Genomic DNA, 18,131 nt, shown 5'->3' with positions numbered 1-18,131 from the left:
ATACCGGAGAAACCATTGGCCGACGCACAAGAAGGGCCGGATCCGCTGCTCGCCGAGCTTCGCGAGGCCGATCGCGACCGCTATCTCGCGGTGCTGCTTTCGCCGGCCGAACACCGGCCGGCATTGACGGCGCTCTATCTGTTCAATGCCGAACTCGCCCGGGTGCGCGAGCGGATCAGCGAGCCGCTGCCGGGCGAGGTGCGCCTGCAATACTGGCGCGACCTGCTGGAGGGCAGCGGCCATGGCGAGAGCCAGCGCAACCCCTTGGCTGCCCGCTTGTTGCAGACGCTTGAGGCTTACCGCCTGCCCGCCACGCCCCTGATCGGCATGAGCGAGGCGCGGATATTCGACCTCTATGACGACCCGATGGGCAGTCTTTCCGAATTCGAAGGCTATGCCGGCGAAACCGCCTCCGCCCTGATCCAGCTTGCAAGCCTGGTGCTCGACAGCGAAAAGGCCGCCGCGGCTTCCACAGCGGCCGGCCATGCCGGCGTGGCGCAGGCGGTGTCGGGCTCGCTGCTCTTGATGAGCCGGCATCGCGCCAATGGCCAGGTCTTCATCCCGACCGAAATCCTGTCGGCGACGGGGCTCGATCGCGAATCATTCCTGATCGCCAGCGATCGTGATCGCGTGGGTAACGCGATCCGCGCCTTTGCCGGCTTCGGCCGCTCCCATCTGGAGAAATTCGAGGCGGAGGGCCCTGTTGCCAGGGAAATCGCGCCTGCCTATCTGCCGGTATCGAGCTGCAAGAACATTCTTGTAAAGGCCGAGCGTTTGGGTGAAAATGTGCTCGATAACTCAATCCAGCCGCCGCAGTGGAAGAGGCAGTTCGCGATGATGCGCTCTTTGCTGTTTCGTAAGTTTTGATTTATATAACGCGTCGACCTTGGGTTCTCCTGCCGGTTCCGGGCACAGGCTTTCAACCATTCAGCATTTCCGTCCGGAGGGCAGGGCGCGCGTGATGCAGCAGCAGAGGAAGTGGCCGCATGGAAACTTGGATATGGGTCGCAATCGCCATCGCGGCCGTCGTCGCTGCCTATTATTTCCTGCTCCGTCCCAAGAGCCAGCCCTCCGCGTCTGATGTTTCGGTCGACGAGACCTATAAATGGGCTGCGAGCGAGTTCAGGCGCAGCTATCCCGATGAGAGGGTTGCGAGCGTGATCGGCGACAAGGAGATGGAGACCTTCTTCCTTCGGCTCGTTAATGGCAAGGTCGGCATTTACCGCTCGCGGCGCGGCAAGGGGCAGGCGATCATCGTGGTGCAGAGCGAGTACCGGCTGAGGGCGCTGCCGGAGGCGAACGGTCTTCAGGTGGATTATCCCGAGGCGGATTTCTTCAGCGGCAATTACCTGTTCCAGAGCGAACAGGATGCCGCCGATGTGTCCACATGGATGCTCAACGCCCGCTGAGCCCGGGCAGGCTGCCTCTCAGCTCTCCAGCCAGGCCTTGCAGGCCGTGAGCGCGCGCGTTGCCATCAGCTGCTTCTTGACGCTGGATTTCGCCTTGCCGCGCGGCTTCTTGCCGGTCTCGGGATCGATCAGCGCGCCGGGTTCAAGTTCCGGAAATAGCCCGAAATTCACATTCATCGGCTGGAACGAGCGCTTGCCGCCTTCCTCCTGATGGGCAAGGTGCCCGCCGGTGACATGGCCGAGCAGCGCGCCGAGCGCGGTTTCCGGCGGCGGGACGACCGGCGTTTTGCCAAGACGCTCGGCGGCGGCGAAACGGCCGGCGAGAAGGCCGATGCCGGCGCTTTCCACATAGCCCTCGCAGCCGGTGATCTGGCCGGCGAACCGCAGACCCGGCCGGCCCTTCAGCACCAGCGTGCCATCGAGCAGGACCGGCGAGTTCAGATAGGTGTTGCGGTGGAGGCCGCCAAGGCGGGCGAATTCCGCCTCCTGAAGGCCCGGAATCATCTGCAGGACTTCCTTTTGCGCGCCATAACGCAGCTTGGTCTGGAAGCCGACCATGTTGTAGAGCGTGCCAAGCGCATTGTCCTGGCGGAGCTGGACGACCGCGTAGGGCTTGACCTCAGGATTGTGGGCATTGGTGAGGCCCATCGGCTTCATGGGGCCGTGACGCAGCGTCTCGCGGCCGCGCTCGGCCATCACCTCGATCGGCAGGCAGCCGTCGAAATAGGGCGTGCCTTCCCATTCGCGGAAATCGGTCTTGTCGCCGGCAATCAGCGCGTCGATGAAGGCGTTGTACTGCGCCTCGTCCATCGGGCAGTTGATATAGTCCTTGCCCGTGCCGCCGGGGCCGACCTTGTCATAGCGCGACTGGAACCAGCAGATATCCATGTCGATCGTATCGCGATAGACGATCGGGGCGATCGCGTCGAAGAAGGCCAAAGCCTCGCTGCCGGTTCTTTCCTGAATGGCTTCCGCCAGCGCGGGCGCGGTCAGCGGCCCGGTGGCGATAATTACCTGGTCCCACTCTTCCGGCGGCAGGGCCGCGACTTCCTCGCGCACGATGGTGACCAGCGGATGGTCGGTGAGCATCGCGGTCACGGCGGCGGAAAAGCCGTCGCGATCGACCGCCAGCGCGCCCCCCGCCGGCACCTGGTGGGTATCCGCCGAGGCCATGACCAGCGATCCGGCAAGGCGCATCTCCGCATGGATCACGCCCACCGCATTGCTGGTGGCATCATCGGAGCGGAACGAGTTGGAGCAGACCAGTTCGGCAAGCCCGTCGGTCTTATGGGCGGCGGTTTCGCGCACGCCGCGCATCTCGTGTAGAATGACCGGGATGCCGGCATTGGCGATCTGCCAGGCGGCTTCGGAACCGGCAAGGCCGCCGCCGATGACATGTATGGGTTTGTGCTCGGACATGGGTGCCTCAATCAGACTGGAGTTCAGGGGCTCATCGCGCTTCTGCGCGGCCGCGGCTGAATACCGCATTGCCCCTGCACATGCCAGAAGCCGCCGCCGCCGTCGAGGTCCGGCGCGCAGAAATCGCGGGAGGGGGAGGGGCAGAAAATTACTGTCCTCGTCAAACACGCGACATCTTTTATGAGGTAGGCTGTTGAAAGGCGCTTTGCAATTGTCAAACTATTGGAAGGGAAGCAGTGCCCGACGGATTTCGGCTGCCGGCGCAAGGCGGCGTCAAATCAGAAGGGCTATCCGATTTAAAAAGCTTTGCCGCAGTGCGAGAAAAACTTGACTTATATCATGTCGCGGGCGGCGGGGTTGCGGGATACCGATAGCGGTTCAGAATGACCTTCCACTTGAAAGGGGAAATCGACATGGAACAGATAACGCCTGATGCCACTCGAAATATTCTCGGGCAGGACGAGCTCGATCTGATGAACAGATACTGGCAGGCGGCCAACTACCTGTCGGTCGGTCAGATTTATCTGATGGACAATCCCCTGCTGAAAGCGCCGCTTGCGCCCGAACACGTCAAGCCGCGCCTGCTCGGTCACTGGGGCACGACGCCCGGTCTCAACTTTCTCTATGTCCATCTCAACCGCATCATCAAGAAGCACGATGCGGACATGATCTACATTTGCGGCCCCGGCCACGGCGGGCCCGGCCTTGTCGCCAATGCCTATCTCGATGGGACCTATACCGAGGTCTACCCCGAGATCACCGAGGACGAGGAGGGCATGCAGAAACTGTTCAAGCAGTTCTCGTTCCCCGGCGGCATTCCGAGCCACGTTGCGCCGGAAACGCCCGGATCGATCCACGAGGGCGGCGAACTCGGTTATGCGCTGGTCCATGCCTTCGGCGCGGCCTTCGACAATCCGAACCTGATCGTCGCCTGCGTCGTCGGCGATGGCGAGGCCGAGACCGGTCCGCTTGCCGCCTCGTGGCATTCGAACAAGTTCCTGAACCCGATCGTGGACGGCGCGGTGCTGCCGATCCTGCACCTGAACGGCTACAAGATCGCCAATCCGACCGTGCTTGCCCGTATGAAGAAGTCGGACCTGACCGATCTTTTCACCGGCTATGGCTACGAGCCCTTCTATGTCGAGGGCGACGATCCGGAATACATGCATCAGCGCATGGCCGAGGTGATGGAGGATTGCTACGCCCGCATCCGCGAAATCCAGGAAACGGCGCGGGCCGACGGCACGGTCTACGAAATGCCGCGCTGGCCGATGATCATTCTGCGCAGTCCCAAGGGCTGGACCGGGCCGAAATTCGTCGACAACAAGAAGGTCGAGAATTTCTGGCGCGCCCACCAGGTGCCGATCGCCGAGGCTCGCAAGAACGGTGAGCACCGCGCGGAACTGGAAGAATGGATGCGCGGTTATGCGCCGGAGACGCTGTTTGACGAAAACGGCAGGCTCGTGCCGGAACTGAAGGCGCTCGCGCCCGCTGGCAATCGCCGGATGAGCGCCAATCCGCACACCAATGGCGGCCTGTTGCGCAAGGAACTGAACATGCCCGATTTCCGGGCGCTCGCCGTCGATGTGAAACAGCCGGGCGAGGTAATGGCCTCGGCCACCAAGCATCTCGGAATGCTGCTCGCCGAGGTGATGAAGCTCAACAAGGACGAGCGCAATTTCCGCCTGATGGGGCCTGACGAGACCGCTTCGAACCGGCTTCAGGACGTGTTCACCACGACCGACCGCGTGTGGATGGCCGACATCCTCGAATATGACGAGGGCATCGCCCGCGATGGGCGGGTCATGGAGGTGCTGAGCGAGCATCTGTGCCAGGGCTGGCTGGAAGGCTATTTGCTGACCGGGCGTCATGGCCTGTTCTCGTGCTACGAGGCGTTCATCCACATCATCGATTCGATGTTCAACCAGCACGCCAAATGGCTGAAGACCACGCGGACGATGGAATGGCGCAAGCCAATCTCGTCGCTGAACTATCTCCTGACCTCGCATGTCTGGCGGCAGGACCACAATGGCTTCAGCCATCAGGATCCGGGCTTCGTCGACCATGTCGTCAACAAGAAGGCGGATGTGGTGCGCACCTATTTCCCGCCGGATGCCAACACGCTGCTGTGGGTCGGCGACCATATTCTGCGCACCTATAACCGCGTCAATGTGGTGGTCGCGGGCAAGCAGCCGAGCCCGCAATGGCTGTCGATCGAGGAAGCGATCGTGCATTGCGAGGCCGGCCTTGGCGAATGGCGCTGGGCCAGCAACGTACCCGACGGCGAGGAGCCCGACGTGGTGATGGCCGCGGCCGGCGACGTGCCGACGCTGGAAATGATGGCCGCCGTCGACCTGTTGCGCCAGAAGCTGCCGGAAATGAAGGTCAAGGTGGTCAACGTCGTCGACCTGATGGCGCTGCAGCCGAAGGAAGAGCATCCGCACGGGTTGCGCGATGTCGATTTCGACGCGATCTTCACCGAGAACAAGCCGGTGATCTTCGCCTATCACGGCTACCCGTGGCTGATCCATCGTCTGGCCTATCGCCGCCACAACCACAACAACATCCATGTGCGCGGTTATGTGGAAGAGGGGACCACGACGACGCCCTTCGACATGGTTGTCCTCAATCGCCTCGACCGCTACCATCTGGCCATCGATGCGATCGAGCGGGCCGGCGGGTTCGGCGAACGGGGTGCCGCGGCGATCAACTACCTGAACGACATGCGCGCCAAGCATCACGATTATGTGCGTGAGCACGGCGAGGACATGCCGGAGATCGCTGACTGGAAATGGCCCTATCCCAGGGGCTGATCCGGGGACCAGACAACACCCATGCCGCCGTCTAAACAGGCGGCGGTGTGCGGCACATTATGGAAAGTCAATATGAACGGCAGCATTCTGGCGCTGAACGCCGGTTCCTCCAGCCTGAAATTCCGTCTTTACGAAGTGCATGGCGAGCAGTTTACGCTGATCCTGCGCGGCCAGTTCGACGGGCTCAACGCCACGCCGCATCTGACGGTCAAGGAGGCGAGCGGCAAGGAAATCGCCGATCTCGACCTGGTGCTGGAGGAGAATATGCGCGAGGACATGCTCGGGCGTATCTTCGAGATCATCGTGCCCTATACCGTCAACAACCCGCTGCGCGCCGTCGGCCATCGCGTGCTGCATGGCGGCGAGCGGTTTTCGGCGCCGGTGCTGCTGGACGATGCCGTGCTCGACTATCTTGAGACGCTGGTGCCGATGGGCCCGCTGCACCAGCCGGCCAATCTTGCCTCGGTCAAGCTGTTCAGGAAGATCAGGCCCGACCTCCCGCAGGTGGCCTGTTTCGACACGGCCTTTCACGTCAATATCGATGAGCGCGCGGCGCGTTATCCGATCCCGCGCCGCTATGGCGACAAGGGCTATCGGCGCTTCGGCTTTCACGGGTTGTCCTACACCTATATCGCGGAGCGTATTCACCAGATTTCGGATTATCTGGCGCGCAAGCGCAGCGTGGTGGCGCATCTCGGAAACGGCTCCAGCCTGTGCGCCATGCGCAACGGCAAGGCGGTTGATACCACGATGGGCATGACGCCGCTTGGCGGGCTGATGATGGGCACGCGCTCCGGCACGGTGGACCCCGGCCTGGTGCTGGCGCTGATCGAGACCGAGGGGCTTTCGCCGGCCGATCTGAAACACATGCTCTATTACGATTCCGGCCTGCTTGGCGTTTCCGGCATCTCGCCGGACCTGCGCGATCTGCTTGCAAGCGATGATCCGCACGCCGCCCAGGCGATTGCGCTCTATGTGTTTTCCGCAACCCGCGAAATCGCGTCGATGGCGGCAAGCATGGAGGGCATGGACGCACTGGTGTTCACCGCCGGCATCGGCGAGAATTCCGCGGTCATGCGCAAGATGATCTGCGACCGGCTGGCCTGGATCGGGGTGACGCTCGATGAGGAGGCCAACGCCGCGAACGCCGCCATCATCTCAGCGCCGGAAAGCCGAATCGAGGTGCGGATCATCCCGACCGACGAGGAAGTGGTTCTGGCCAAGCAGACCGCGAAGGTGATCGGGGAAGGGGAGCATGGCGACGCGGCGGCGTGATTGCTGCCGTGTGTCGACATAGCCGGAGACGCACAGCTTGTTGCCTCCATCGGCCTTCCCACACGGGTCATGCTCGGACTTGATCCGAGCATCCAGGCGGCTTAAGGCATTGATCAAAAAGATTCTTTGGCAAGCGCCCGTCGTGTTTCCTGGATCCTCGGGTCAAGCCCGAGGATGACGCGGAACTTGGGGACAGGCTCGTCTACACGCCGAGGCCGCTGGCAAACGCCTTCCCCTTGATGACGTCAGAAGCCGCCCGCTGGGAGGTTATGTGGCGACAGGGCTTGAACCCTGTTGCCAGTGCGCTGTCACCCGTCGTTGGCCGAATTCAAATTCTCCGGCCGAATACTGCCGCACTTGCCGATCTGCTGTTTCAGACGGACGCCGGGGCCGAAGCCGCCCTCGCCATCCTCGATGAAGACCACGCCCTGCTTCACGAATGCCTTTTCAAGCGCGTCGGCGATGGCGAGATCGCGCTCGGCCGCGTCGTCTTCCGCCTGCAACAAAAGGTCGCGGTCAATGCCGGTCATGGCGGCGGCCTGATCGTGCGAGAGGCCGAGGAGCGCGCGGGCGGCGCGGATTTGGTGCGGTGTCGTCATCGAAGCCTTCCGTGAAGTTCAAATCTTCTCTTACCATGTCCAATGTGCCAAATCTTCGGCGGTTCCGCGCAATCCGCAATAATTATCGCGGCATTCATTTGCGGTTTGCCGGCGGGCCAGCCATCCATTTGATGATGAACATCGCCGGGATGATCCACAGAAGTCCGGTGAGGACGAAATAGATCAGGGCGGCGACGGCGGAGCGGCCGTCGAGCACGACTGTTGCCAGCATGGTGGCTGTCAGTGCATAGACGATGACGAGGGTGACGATTGCGATCGTCCCGATGAATTTGCGCAATCTGACTGGCACGGCGGCGATGCCCTCCTGATGGGTGTTCGAGATTATGCCGTTGAGCGGCAGGTGTGAACTGCGTATGCCAGATCGGCGCAAATGGCAAAGCGAGCGGAGCAGGAATGATGGCGTTTGGTAAAGACATCACGTGGAGCGCGGAGGAACTCCGGTTCAATGCCGCCATGGTGCGGGGGTGGCTGTATTTCGTGGTGCTGGTGCTGTTCTGTCTGGTGATCGTCGGCGGCGCGACCCGGCTCACCCATTCCGGGCTGTCGATCACGGAGTGGAAGCCGCTGCATGGCGTCATCCCGCCGCTTAACCTGGCCCAGTGGCAGGAGGAATTCGAGCTCTACAAGCGCATCCCGGAGTATCAGCTCGTGAACAAGGGCATGTCGCTCGCCGAGTTCCAGAACCTGTTCTGGTGGGAATGGGCGCACCGGCTGCTGGCGCGCGCGGTGGGGCTGATCTTCGCCGTGCCGCTGTTCCTGTTCTGGATCACCGGCCGTCTGCCCAAGGGGCTGGGGCTGCCGCTGGTCGGCGTTCTGGCGCTTGGCGCGCTTCAGGGTTTCATCGGCTGGTGGATGGTGTCGTCCGGCCTTTCGGAGCGCACCGATGTCAGCCAGTACCGTCTCGCGGTGCATCTGATCATGGCCTGCCTGATCATCGCCTCATGCGTCTATATTGGTCGCGGTCTGACCCCGCGCAAGCATGAGCATGTCGGCGGTGCGCACTGGCTTGCCGCGCTCCTGCTGGTCGCCACCTTCGTGCAGCTCTATCTTGGCGCTCTGGTGGCCGGGCTTGATGCCGGCCTTTCCTACAACACATGGCCGCTGATGGATGGCGCGGTGGTGCCGGGCGGCCTGCTGTTGCAGCAGCCGGCATGGATCAATTTCTTCGAGAACCCGAAGACGGTGCAGTTCGCCCATCGCTGCGGCGGCTATATCCTGCTGCTTCTGGCGCTCGCGCATTTCGTCATCGAATGGCGCAGCGCCGTGGCGCGCGGGCTTGATCTGGAACTTTCCCAGCATGCCCGGGGCGCGCTGATCCTGTTGGCCGCCGTGCTGATCCAGGCCGTGATCGGCATCATCACGCTGGTGACGATGATGCCGCTGCCGATCGCGCTGACGCATCAGGCGATGGCGATCATCGTGCTGATCACCGCCACCGCCCATCTGCGCGGCTATCGCGCGCCGCGCTTCGAATTGGCGTAGGGCATCGGGCGAAAAAGTGGAGTCCGGTTTTTCGATAACCCGATGCAAAACAAGAACGGCTCGTCAGCCGAAGCGGTAGGCGGAATAGGGCTTGCCGAGATATTCGCCGCGAAAGATGCGTTCGCCGGCGTCCGGGCCGGCCGCGCCCGCCGCGGCAAACACCGGCACCAGATGGTCGTGGTCGGGCACGTGGGCGGCCTGGGCGTCCGGGTTGTCTTTCCACGCGGCAAGCCTTTCGGCGCGCGCCACCGGGTTCTCGATCGCCACCGCCTCCGTCAGCCAGTTGTCAAAACGGGCGGCGGCCTGCTCATGATCGGCATCCCGGCGGCGGAACATGCGCATGTTGTGGTAGGAAAGCCCCGAGCCGACGATCAGGATATCCTCGTCCCGCAGCCTTTCCAGCGCCTGGCCAATGCGGAAGTGCGTTTCGGCGGAAAGGTCCGGATCGAGCGATATCATGATGATCGGCACATCGGCATGCGGATAGATCATCATGAACGGGATGAACACGCCGTGGTCGAAGCCGCGCTCCGAATCTGCCGCTGTCTCGATGCCGGCCTCGCGCAGCGCGTCGCGGACATGCTCGGCAACGAATGGCGCGCCGGGGGCCGGGTAGTCGAGCTGATAGGTGTGGGGCGGGAAGCCGTAATAATCGAACAGCATCGGCGGCTTGGCGGCCGTCGAGACCGTAAGCTTGTCGACCTTTTCCCAATGCGCGGAAACCACCAGCACCGCTTTCGGGCGGCGGCCGATCGCGGCATCCAGCCCCTTCAGGAAAATCTCCAATTCCTTCCACGGATCATCATCGGGAAGCCGGCCCTCGGTGCCGTGCATGAACGGCCACGGGCCTCCCCCATGGGGGATGAACAGGACGGGAAGGCGCGTTTTTTCTGACATGACCGGAAACCTCGCTGATTGCTTGGATGCAATATAGCGAGGCGCAGGCCCGGCGACGATGGCTCAACCGGTCGACGGAGCGTTCACGATATGGGGGAGTTGTTTCGGCTTGTTACGACGGTTCAGCCTTTTGAGAACGTTGTTTTTTGCTGAGGCCTCTCAGCCATAATCTCCCCCTCAAGGGGGGAGATTATGGCTGAGAGTTCCTGAGATGTGGAAAGGCATAATGCTCCTGCATCTGCCGCCGAACCTGAGCGGCTCCGCATCCTCACGCCGAGAGCATCAGATCCATGTTCTGCACGGCAGCACCGGAAGCGCCCTTGCCGAGATTGTCGAGCTGGGCCACCAGATTGATGTGGCTGCCGCCGCCGAAGACATAAAGCTTCATGATGTCCTGGCCGGCAAGCTCCTCGGCGTTGACGCGGGCAAGCGCGCCGCTCTTGTCGAGCGGTACGACCTGCACGATGTCCTGGCCGGCATAGTATTCGGCAAGCGTCGCGTGGATGCTCTCCGCCGTCTGGTCGCCTTCGAGGTCTTCCAGATAGAGCGGCACCTGCACCAGCATGCCCTGCGCGAAACGCCCGACGGAGGGCGAGAAGATCGGCGCGCGGGCAAGCAGGCCGTGGGTCGTCATCTCCGGCAGGTGCTTGTGTTTGAGGTTGAGACCGTAGAGGAAATACGGTGCGTCGATATGGTCCTCGCGGGTCGCATCCTCCATCTGGGCGATCATGTTCTTGCCGCCGCCGGTATAGCCTGAGACCGCGTTGATCGTGACCGGGTAGCTGTCGGGCAGAATGCCGGCGGTCCTGAGCGGCCGGATCAGGCCGATCGCGCCGGTCGGATAGCAGCCGGGGTTCGCCACATGGCGGGCAGAGCGGATGCGTCCGGCCTGGGCCTTGTCCATCTCGGCGAAGCCATAGGCCCAGTCGGGATCGGTGCGGTAGGCGGTGGAGGTGTCGATGACGCGGACCTTGTTGTTGCCGGCAAGCATGGCGACGGCCTCCCGAGAGGCGTCATCCGGCAGGCACAGGATCGCGATATCGGCGCTGTTCAGCATATCCTCGCGCATGGCGGCATTGCGCCGCTCCTCATGCGGGATCGACAGCATCTCGACATCGCGGCGGCTTTCCATGCGGCTGCGGATCTGCAGCCCCGTGGTTCCGTGTTCGCCGTCGATGAAGATTTTTGCTGCCATTGTTTCGTCCTTAGATGGGGATTATGCAGCGTTATATAGAGCGGGCCGGGCAGACCCGCAATCATTCTGTCCCCTAATCATGCAGTTTGGATGGCGGCGTCAGGGCTGCTTGACATCCCGGAAGATCATCTCCGGGAGGCTGCCGACGGCCGGGTAGAGCGGAATGAGGCAGGCCTGAAGGGCGTGATAGATATCGCTCTTGCCGGGAAACAGCGTGGCCTGCGGCACCAGATCCTCAGACAATTCCTCATGCCAGCCGCCGTTTTCATGATCGAGCAGGTGGTTGGCGATGAAGCTCCACTGCTTGCGATAGGCATACATATGCATGTCCTCGCCGAAATGGGCGGTGAGGAAGTGGGTGGCGCCGATGCCTTCGGCATGCGGCCACCAGAGCTTCGCCCGGTTCTTCGGCTGGTTGTTCCAGTCGAGCGTGTAGAAGATGCCGCGCTTTTCGAAGTCCCAGCCGAACTTGAAGGCCGAGACGAACAGTTCGCGCGCCGCCTTCGGCATCCACTCATGCGAGCGGCCCGTGAGCGTGTAGAGCTGGAGCAGAAGCCGGGTCCATTCCAGCCAGTGGCCGGGCGTGGTGCCGGAGGGGCGGAACATCTCGTTGCCGGAATAGTTGTAATCAACCTTCCAGTCTTCGGTGAAGTGTTCGGCCACGCGATATTCGCACGCCGTCGCGTGCTTCTTGATGATCAGCTCGGCGATGCGCTTGGCCTTGGTGAGGTATTCGACATCGCCGGTCACCTCATAGGCTTCCATCAGCGCTTCGGTCATGTGCATGTTGCAGTTCTGGCCGCGATAGCCGGGCACCGGCGTCCAGTCGGTCTCGAACTCCTCGGCGACCGCGCCATGCTTGTCTTCCCAGAAGCGGGTGTTGATCACCTCGGTCACGTCCGCGATCATGGCGTCGGCCAGCGGATGGCCGGCGAACTTGGCGGAGGAGGCGGCCAGCAGCACGAAGGCATGGCCATAGGCCTGCTTGGTGGGTTCTCCGCACGGGCCGTCATTGTCGACCTGCCAGAAATAGCCGCCATGCTGCTTGTCGCGGTGATGCTCCCACAGATAATTCATGCCGTGGTCCATCAGGTCGTCGCAGCCGGGCCGGCCGAGAAGATGGCCGATCGCCATGCAGTGGACCATGCGCGTTGTCGTGTGGATGCCGCGCACCGGGTTATCGCCGCCGGTCGGCTTGCCGTGTTTGTCGAATTCGTAGAAGCCGCCCTTCGGATTGATCGAACGATACTGGAAGTAATCGAAGAGGTTGTTTGCCTGCTGCATCAGCCATTCGCGGTGATAGGGCCTCTTGATCCAGCGCGGCGGGGCGACCAGCGTATTGATCTTCGGCTTCATGGCAAATCCTCCAATTTGTGCGGCCGGAGCCGGCCATGCTATGCGGACGCGCCGGAAAATGCGGCGTGGGTCGATCGATTAAGGTATATCGCGCTCAGGCCATCATCACAATTCTGATTTGCATCGTCCTTGATCATGCGCAAACAATGAAGCACATAGGTGACAGCTGCGGCGCGCGCTGAAAGGCTTGAAATCAGTCGCTATATATTGACATAAAGATATCTTTATGTGATCTCGCGGCTTCAAATTCTGGAGATGAGTGATGTTTGACGACCTGTTCGGGGAAGAAGCGCCGAAGCGCGACGGCAAGGAAATCCGCGCCGCGCTGGAAAAGGCCGCGCGCGAGCGCATTCTGGTTCTCGACGGCGCCATGGGCACGCAGATCCAGGGGCTCGGCTTCGACGAGGACCATTTCCGCGGCGACCGCTTCATCGGCTGCGCCTGCCACCAGAAGGGCAATAACGACCTGCTGATCCTGTCGCAGCCCAAGGCGGTGGAGGATATCCACTTCGCCTATGCCATGGCCGGCGCGGACATTATCGAGACCAACACGTTTTCCGGTACGCGGATCGCGCAGGCCGACTACCAGATGGAGAACATTGTCTACGATCTCAACCGGGATGGCGCGCGGGTTGCCCGCCGCGCCGCGATTCGGGCTGAGAAGGAAGATGGCCGCCGCCGTTTCGTGGCCGGCGCCGTCGGCCCCACCAACCGCACGGCCTCGATCTCGCCGGACGTCAATAACCCCGGCTACCGCGCTGTTTCATTTGACCAATTGCGGGATGCCTATCGCGAGCAGATCAACGGGCTCATCGATGGCGGATCTGATCTGATCCTGATCGAGACGATCTTCGATACGCTCAATGCCAAGGCCGCGGTGTTCGCCGCGCGCCAGGCCTTCCGCGAAAAGGGCATCGAACTGCCGCTGATGATTTCCGGCACGATCACCGATCTTTCCGGCCGCACGCTGTCCGGCCAGACGCCGACGGCGTTCTGGAATTCACTGTCGCATGCCGACGCTTTCACGATCGGTCTCAACTGTGCGCTGGGCGCGGATGCGATGCTGCCGCATCTGCAGGAACTCTCCGGCGTCGCCGATACCTTCATCTGCGCCTATCCCAATGCGGGCCTGCCGAACGAATTCGGCCAGTATGATCAGGATCCCGACGAGATGGCCGCGCTGATCCGGCCGTTTGCGGAGCAGGGGCTTGTCAACGTCATCGGCGGCTGCTGCGGCTCTACGCCGGAGCATATCGAGAAAATCCGCGACACGGTGGCCGCGTTCGCGCCGCGTGAAGTACCGGAGCATCGCCCCGTCATGTCGCTGTCGGGCCTCGAACCGTTCACGCTGACCAAGGACATTCCCTTCGTCAATGTCGGCGAGCGCACCAATGTCACCGGCTCCGCCAAGTTCCGCAAGCTGATCACCAATGCCGATTATGCCGCGGCCCTCGACGTGGCGCGCGATCAGGTGGAGGCCGGCGCGCAGATCATCGACATCAACATGGATGAGGGTCTGATCGACTCGCAGAAGGCGATGGTCGAGTATCTCAACCTGATCGCCGCCGAACCGGATATCGCCCGCGTGCCGCTGATGATCGACTCTTCCAAATGGGAGATCATCGAGGCCGGGCTGAAATGCGCGCAGGGCAAGTCACTGGTGAACTCGATCTCGCTGAAGGAAGGCGAGGAACAATTCATCGAGCGCGCGCAGCTTATCCGCGACTATGGCGCGGCAACCGTGGTGATGGCGTTCGACGAGCAGGGCCAGGCCGACACCTATGAGCGCAAGGTGGAGATTTGCACGCGGGCTTATAACATCCTCACGGAAAAGGTCGGCTTTCCGCCGGAAGACATTGTTTTCGATCCGAATATCTTTGCCGTCGCCACCGGCATCGAGGAGCACGACAATTACGGCGTCGACTTTTTGCAGGCGACCAAAACGATCCGCGAGACGCTGCCGGGCGCGCATATTTCCGGCGGGGTCTCGAACCTCTCCTTCTCCTTCCGCGGCAATGAGCCGGTGCGGCAGGCCATGCATGCCGTGTTCCTCTACCACGCCATTCAGGCGGGCATGGACATGGGCATCGTCAATGCCGGTCAGCTGATCGTCTATGAGAGCATCGATCCGGAGCTGCGTGAGGCCTGCGAGGACGTGGTGATGAACCGCCGCTCGGATGCGACCGAGCGGCTGCTGGATATCGCCGAGCGCTTTCGCGGCACGGGCAAGACCGAGGAGCGCAAGCAGGATCTCGCCTGGCGTGAATGGCCGGTCGAAAAGCGGCTGGAGCATGCGCTGGTAAACGGCATCACCGAATATATCGAAGGCGATGTCGAGGAGGCCCGCCAAGTCGCCGAACGTCCGCTGCACGTCATCGAAGGGCCGCTGATGGCCGGCATGAATGTCGTTGGCGACCTGTTCGGCGCGGGCAAGATGTTCCTGCCGCAGGTGGTGAAATCCGCCCGGGTGATGAAGCAGGGCGTGGCCGTGCTGCTGCCCTATATGGAGGAGGAAAAGCGGCTCAATGGCGGTGAGGAGGGCCAGGCCGCCGGCAAGGTGATCATGGCGACCGTCAAGGGCGATGTCCACGATATCGGCAAAAACATCGTTGGCGTCGTGCTCGCCTGCAACAATTACGAGATCATCGATCTTGGCGTGATGGTGCCGTCGGAAAAGATCCTCGCCGCCGCGAAGGAGCACAAGGCCGATATCATCGGGCTGTCCGGCCTGATCACGCCCTCGCTCGACGAGATGGTGCATGTCGCCGCCGAAATGGAGCGGCAGGGCTTTGACATTCCGCTGCTGATCGGTGGGGCGACCACCAGCCGGGTGCATACGGCGGTGAAGATCCATCCGGCCTATGAAAAGGGCCAGGCGATTTATGTGACCGACGCCAGCCGCGCCGTCGGCGTGGTCTCCTCGCTGCTGACGCCGGAGATGCGCGACACCTATATCGGCAATATCCGCGCCGAATATGCCAAGGTCGCCGATGCCCACCGCAAGGCCGAGGCCGCCAAGAACCGCCTGCCGCTGCCGGCGGCCCGCGCCAATGCGGTGAAGATCGACTGGAACGCCTATGAGCCGACGCGCCCGTCCTTCCTGGGCACGAAGACGTTCGAGGATTACGACCTCGAAACGCTGGCGCGCTATATCGACTGGACGCCGTTCTTCCAGACCTGGGAGCTGAGGGGGCGTTACCCGGATATCCTGAAGGACGAGAAGCAGGGCGAAACCGCGCGTCAGCTGTTTGACGATGCGCAGGCGATGCTGAAGAAGATCGTGGACGAGAAGTGGTTCCGCCCGCGCGCCGTGATCGGCTTCTGGCCGGCCAATGCGGTCGGCGACGACATCCGGCTTTACAAGGATGACGACCGCCGGGAAGAGTTCGCCACTTTCTTCACGCTCCGTCAACAGCTTTCCAAGCGCGGCGACCGTCCGAATGTTGCGATGTCCGATTTCGTCGCACCGGAAGACAGCGGCAAAAAGGACTATGTCGGCGGCTTCGTTGTCACGGCCGGTTTCGAGGAAATCGCGATCGCCGAGCGCTTCGAGCGCGCCAATGACGATTATTCCTCGATCATGGTCAAGGCGCTCGCCGACCGCTTCGCCGAAGCCTTCGCCGAACGCATGCATGAACAGGTGCGCCGCGAATACTGGGGCTATGCGCCGGACGAGGCGTTTTCCAATGCGGAGCTGGTCGGCGAAGCCTATGGCGGCATCCGCCCGGCACCCGGCTACCCGGCCCAGCCGGACCATACCGAGAAGAAGACACTGTTCAATCTTCTCGATGCGACCGATGCGACCGGCGTGGAGCTGACGGAAAGCTACGCGATGTGGCCCGGCTCCTCGGTCTCCGGCATCTATATCGGCCACCCCGACAGCTATTATTTCGGCGTCGCCAAGGTCGAGCGCGACCAGGTGGAGGACTACGCCAGGCGCAAGGGCATGAGCATCGAGGAGACTGAACGCTGGCTCTCCCCGATCCTCAACTACATCCCGGCGGACGCAAAGCCGGTGGATGACGCCGCCTGACCGGCGGCGCCATCCGGCATCACAATGTGAGCCCGCAAGCCCGCCGGATCGCGATCTGAACCGGAGAGGGCGGAAGCGCCGGATCGAACTCGCCGACCGGCAGCAGCGGCGGCTGGGCCATGAAACGCGGCGTCGTGCCGCGATGCGGCTGGGCGCGGTGCACCAGGAACGGATGGCAGAGATAGACCGTGCCCGCCGGTCCCGTCGCCTCCACTTCCGGGCAATCCGCGGTCGAGGCGTAGCCGTCGGCCGAGAGCGCCCGCAGCGACAGGCCCGCCTCGCCATGCGGCAGAAGCTGCCGCGCGATTGCGGCGTGCGACCCGACCCGGATGATGGTGGGCGCGTCGTGTTTCCCGACATCGGAAAACAGGAACAGCATCAGGAGAGACCGTCCGGAGCTCTTCACATTCGCGCGCCATTCCATGAAGTCCGGATTGTCGAAGCCGAAGCTGACATCGACATGCCAGCCGTCATCGCCGGCAGGCGTTGGCGAGGGAAAGCGGATCGGGAAGGTGCCTAGGCCGCGGGGCGCGATCCAGCGTCCCTTGCCCGCCAACTGGTCGTAACAGCGCTGAAGGCGCGGCGTGTTGGCGGCTTCCACAAAGGGCGGCGCAGCCATCGACCCGATCCGGATCACCGGTTCGGTCCAGGCCTCCGGCGCGTCCGGCGACAACCCCATCGCCCACCACAGCGCTGCGCGGCACTCTTCCGCAAGCGCGGCGCTGAAGGCTTGATCGACCCGCACATAACCGTCTTTGATAAAGGATGAGACCTGAGCGTCGCTCAGGCCGACAGAATGATGTTCTGGCATATCAACATTTCTCCTGCGGGTGCCGCATCTCGCGGCCCCGTTAAAACCAAATCTGAAAATCCGCTCATGGCGGTGTTCTCAGTTCAGCGGAAAAAATGTTGCCTTCATCATCATCGCTTCATTCTACACCGGCTGTTTGACTGGACAAGTCAGGTTTGGGCCTGCGCGGCGGCCTCGTCATCCAGCTTGCTCGCGCGAATGAAGGCCGGGCGGGCGGCAATGCGTTCGGCATAGGCCGCAAACGAATCGCGTTTGTCGATCGTGCCGAATTGAAGGCCCCAGCCGACCTGAGCGCCGACATAGACATCGGCGGCGGTGAACTTGTCGCCGGCAACGAACTTGTTCTGCGACAACAAATTATCGAGCGTATCCATGACATGCTCGAAGTTGCCGTAGCCGACCGAGCGTTCCCGTTCCGCGGGAACGACAAAGCCGAAACTGTTGTTGACGATGGCTGCTTCGAACGGGCCCGCGGCGAAGAACAGCCAGCGGTAATAGGAAGCGCGCTCGGCGGGCGGCGGCGCAAGCCCGGCCTCGGGAAAGGCGTCAGCGAGATAGGCGCAGATCGCGGCGCACTCCGTCACCACCTTGTCGTCATGGACAATTGCCGGCACCTTGCCCATGGGATTGATCGCCAGATAGGCGGGGTCCTTCATCGTGCCGTTATACGTCAAGATGCGAGGCTCATAATCGGCCCCGACTTCCTCCAGCATCCAGCGGGCGATCCGCGCGCGCGATAGCGGGTTTGTGTAAAATGTGATCTTGCTCATGAGTGTCTCCCGATGTTCTTTTTATGTTCTCGCTGATTGACGGCGATAATG

The 18,131-nt window shown here is 62.4% G+C and carries 14 protein-coding genes; 6 read left to right on the top strand and 8 right to left on the bottom strand.

Going from position 1 to position 18,131, the window contains the following annotated elements; genetic code table 11:
• Window positions 1-15: 15 nt before the first annotated feature.
• Window positions 16-867, top strand: coding sequence for a phytoene/squalene synthase family protein (locus tag K7H91_RS01440; protein WP_230718399.1), 852 nt, complete (start codon window positions 16-18; stop codon window positions 865-867).
• Between the two features lie 119 nt (window positions 868-986).
• Window positions 987-1,409 carry a hypothetical protein gene (locus tag K7H91_RS01435; RefSeq protein ID WP_230718398.1) on the top strand — a complete coding sequence of 141 codons (423 nt, stop codon included), beginning with the start codon at window positions 987-989 and terminating at the stop codon, window positions 1,407-1,409.
• Window positions 1,410-1,427: 18 nt separating this feature from the next.
• Here the strand turns inward: K7H91_RS01435 and trmFO are convergent, their stop codons facing one another.
• On the bottom strand, window positions 1,428-2,828 hold the full coding sequence (gene trmFO, locus K7H91_RS01430; RefSeq protein ID WP_230718397.1) for a methylenetetrahydrofolate--tRNA-(uracil(54)-C(5))-methyltransferase (FADH(2)-oxidizing) TrmFO: 1,401 nt from the start codon (window positions 2,826-2,828) through the stop codon (window positions 1,428-1,430).
• 413 nt (window positions 2,829-3,241) lie between these two features.
• Here trmFO and K7H91_RS01425 point away from each other — a divergent pair, with 413 nt between their 5' ends.
• Both K7H91_RS01425 and K7H91_RS01420 read left to right on the top strand, forming a co-directional pair.
• Window positions 3,242-5,641 (top strand): phosphoketolase, encoded by a 2,400-nt coding sequence (locus K7H91_RS01425; RefSeq protein WP_230718396.1) that lies wholly within the window; start codon window positions 3,242-3,244, stop codon window positions 5,639-5,641.
• A gap of 72 nt (window positions 5,642-5,713) precedes the next feature.
• Entirely contained in the window at window positions 5,714-6,916 is a 1,203-nt protein-coding gene (locus K7H91_RS01420; RefSeq protein WP_230718395.1) for an acetate/propionate family kinase, read from the top strand.
• Window positions 6,917-7,224: 308 nt separating this feature from the next.
• Here the strand turns inward: K7H91_RS01420 and K7H91_RS01415 are convergent, their stop codons facing one another.
• Together K7H91_RS01415 and K7H91_RS01410 are read right to left on the bottom strand one after the other, a co-directional pair.
• Window positions 7,225-7,515, bottom strand: a complete 291-nt coding sequence (locus K7H91_RS01415) for a helix-turn-helix transcriptional regulator (protein WP_230718394.1) — start codon at window positions 7,513-7,515, stop codon at window positions 7,225-7,227.
• A 94-nt stretch (window positions 7,516-7,609) separates the two neighbouring features.
• Window positions 7,610-7,825 carry a DUF2842 domain-containing protein gene (locus K7H91_RS01410; protein ID WP_230718393.1) on the bottom strand — a complete coding sequence of 72 codons (216 nt, stop codon included), beginning with the start codon at window positions 7,823-7,825 and terminating at the stop codon, window positions 7,610-7,612.
• A 104-nt stretch (window positions 7,826-7,929) separates the two neighbouring features.
• Between K7H91_RS01410 and K7H91_RS01405 the strand changes: the two genes are divergently transcribed.
• On the top strand, window positions 7,930-9,018 hold the full coding sequence (locus K7H91_RS01405; protein ID WP_419197424.1) for a COX15/CtaA family protein: 1,089 nt from the start codon (window positions 7,930-7,932) through the stop codon (window positions 9,016-9,018).
• Window positions 9,019-9,081: 63 nt separating this feature from the next.
• On the opposite strand, the gene K7H91_RS01400 is transcribed toward K7H91_RS01405, so the two are convergent.
• From K7H91_RS01400 to K7H91_RS01390, 3 genes are all read right to left on the bottom strand, one after another.
• A complete protein-coding gene (locus tag K7H91_RS01400) occupies window positions 9,082-9,915 on the bottom strand; it encodes a DODA-type extradiol aromatic ring-opening family dioxygenase (protein ID WP_230718391.1) in 834 nt (277 codons plus the stop codon).
• A gap of 268 nt (window positions 9,916-10,183) precedes the next feature.
• A complete protein-coding gene (gene argC, locus K7H91_RS01395; RefSeq protein WP_230718390.1) occupies window positions 10,184-11,110 on the bottom strand; it encodes an N-acetyl-gamma-glutamyl-phosphate reductase in 927 nt (308 codons plus the stop codon).
• A gap of 99 nt (window positions 11,111-11,209) precedes the next feature.
• Entirely contained in the window at window positions 11,210-12,466 is a 1,257-nt protein-coding gene (locus K7H91_RS01390; protein WP_230718389.1) for an AGE family epimerase/isomerase, read from the bottom strand.
• A 262-nt stretch (window positions 12,467-12,728) separates the two neighbouring features.
• Between K7H91_RS01390 and metH the strand changes: the two genes are divergently transcribed.
• Window positions 12,729-16,499 (top strand): methionine synthase, encoded by a 3,771-nt coding sequence (metH, locus tag K7H91_RS01385; protein WP_230718388.1) that lies wholly within the window; start codon window positions 12,729-12,731, stop codon window positions 16,497-16,499.
• A gap of 19 nt (window positions 16,500-16,518) precedes the next feature.
• Here metH and K7H91_RS01380 read toward each other — a convergent pair whose 3' ends face one another.
• Both K7H91_RS01380 and K7H91_RS01375 read right to left on the bottom strand, forming a co-directional pair.
• Window positions 16,519-17,310 (bottom strand): phytanoyl-CoA dioxygenase family protein, encoded by a 792-nt coding sequence (locus tag K7H91_RS01380; RefSeq protein ID WP_230718387.1) that lies wholly within the window; start codon window positions 17,308-17,310, stop codon window positions 16,519-16,521.
• A 149-nt stretch (window positions 17,311-17,459) separates the two neighbouring features.
• Window positions 17,460-18,080, bottom strand: a complete 621-nt coding sequence (locus K7H91_RS01375; protein ID WP_230718386.1) for a glutathione S-transferase family protein — start codon at window positions 18,078-18,080, stop codon at window positions 17,460-17,462.
• Window positions 18,081-18,131 lie beyond the last annotated feature (51 nt).

The organism is Martelella mediterranea (genome assembly GCF_021021415.1).
GTDB lineage: Bacteria > Pseudomonadota > Alphaproteobacteria > Rhizobiales > Rhizobiaceae > Martelella > Martelella mediterranea_C.
The sequence above is the reverse complement of the archived record's forward strand: the minus strand, read 5'-3'. Positions and strand labels throughout refer to the sequence as shown.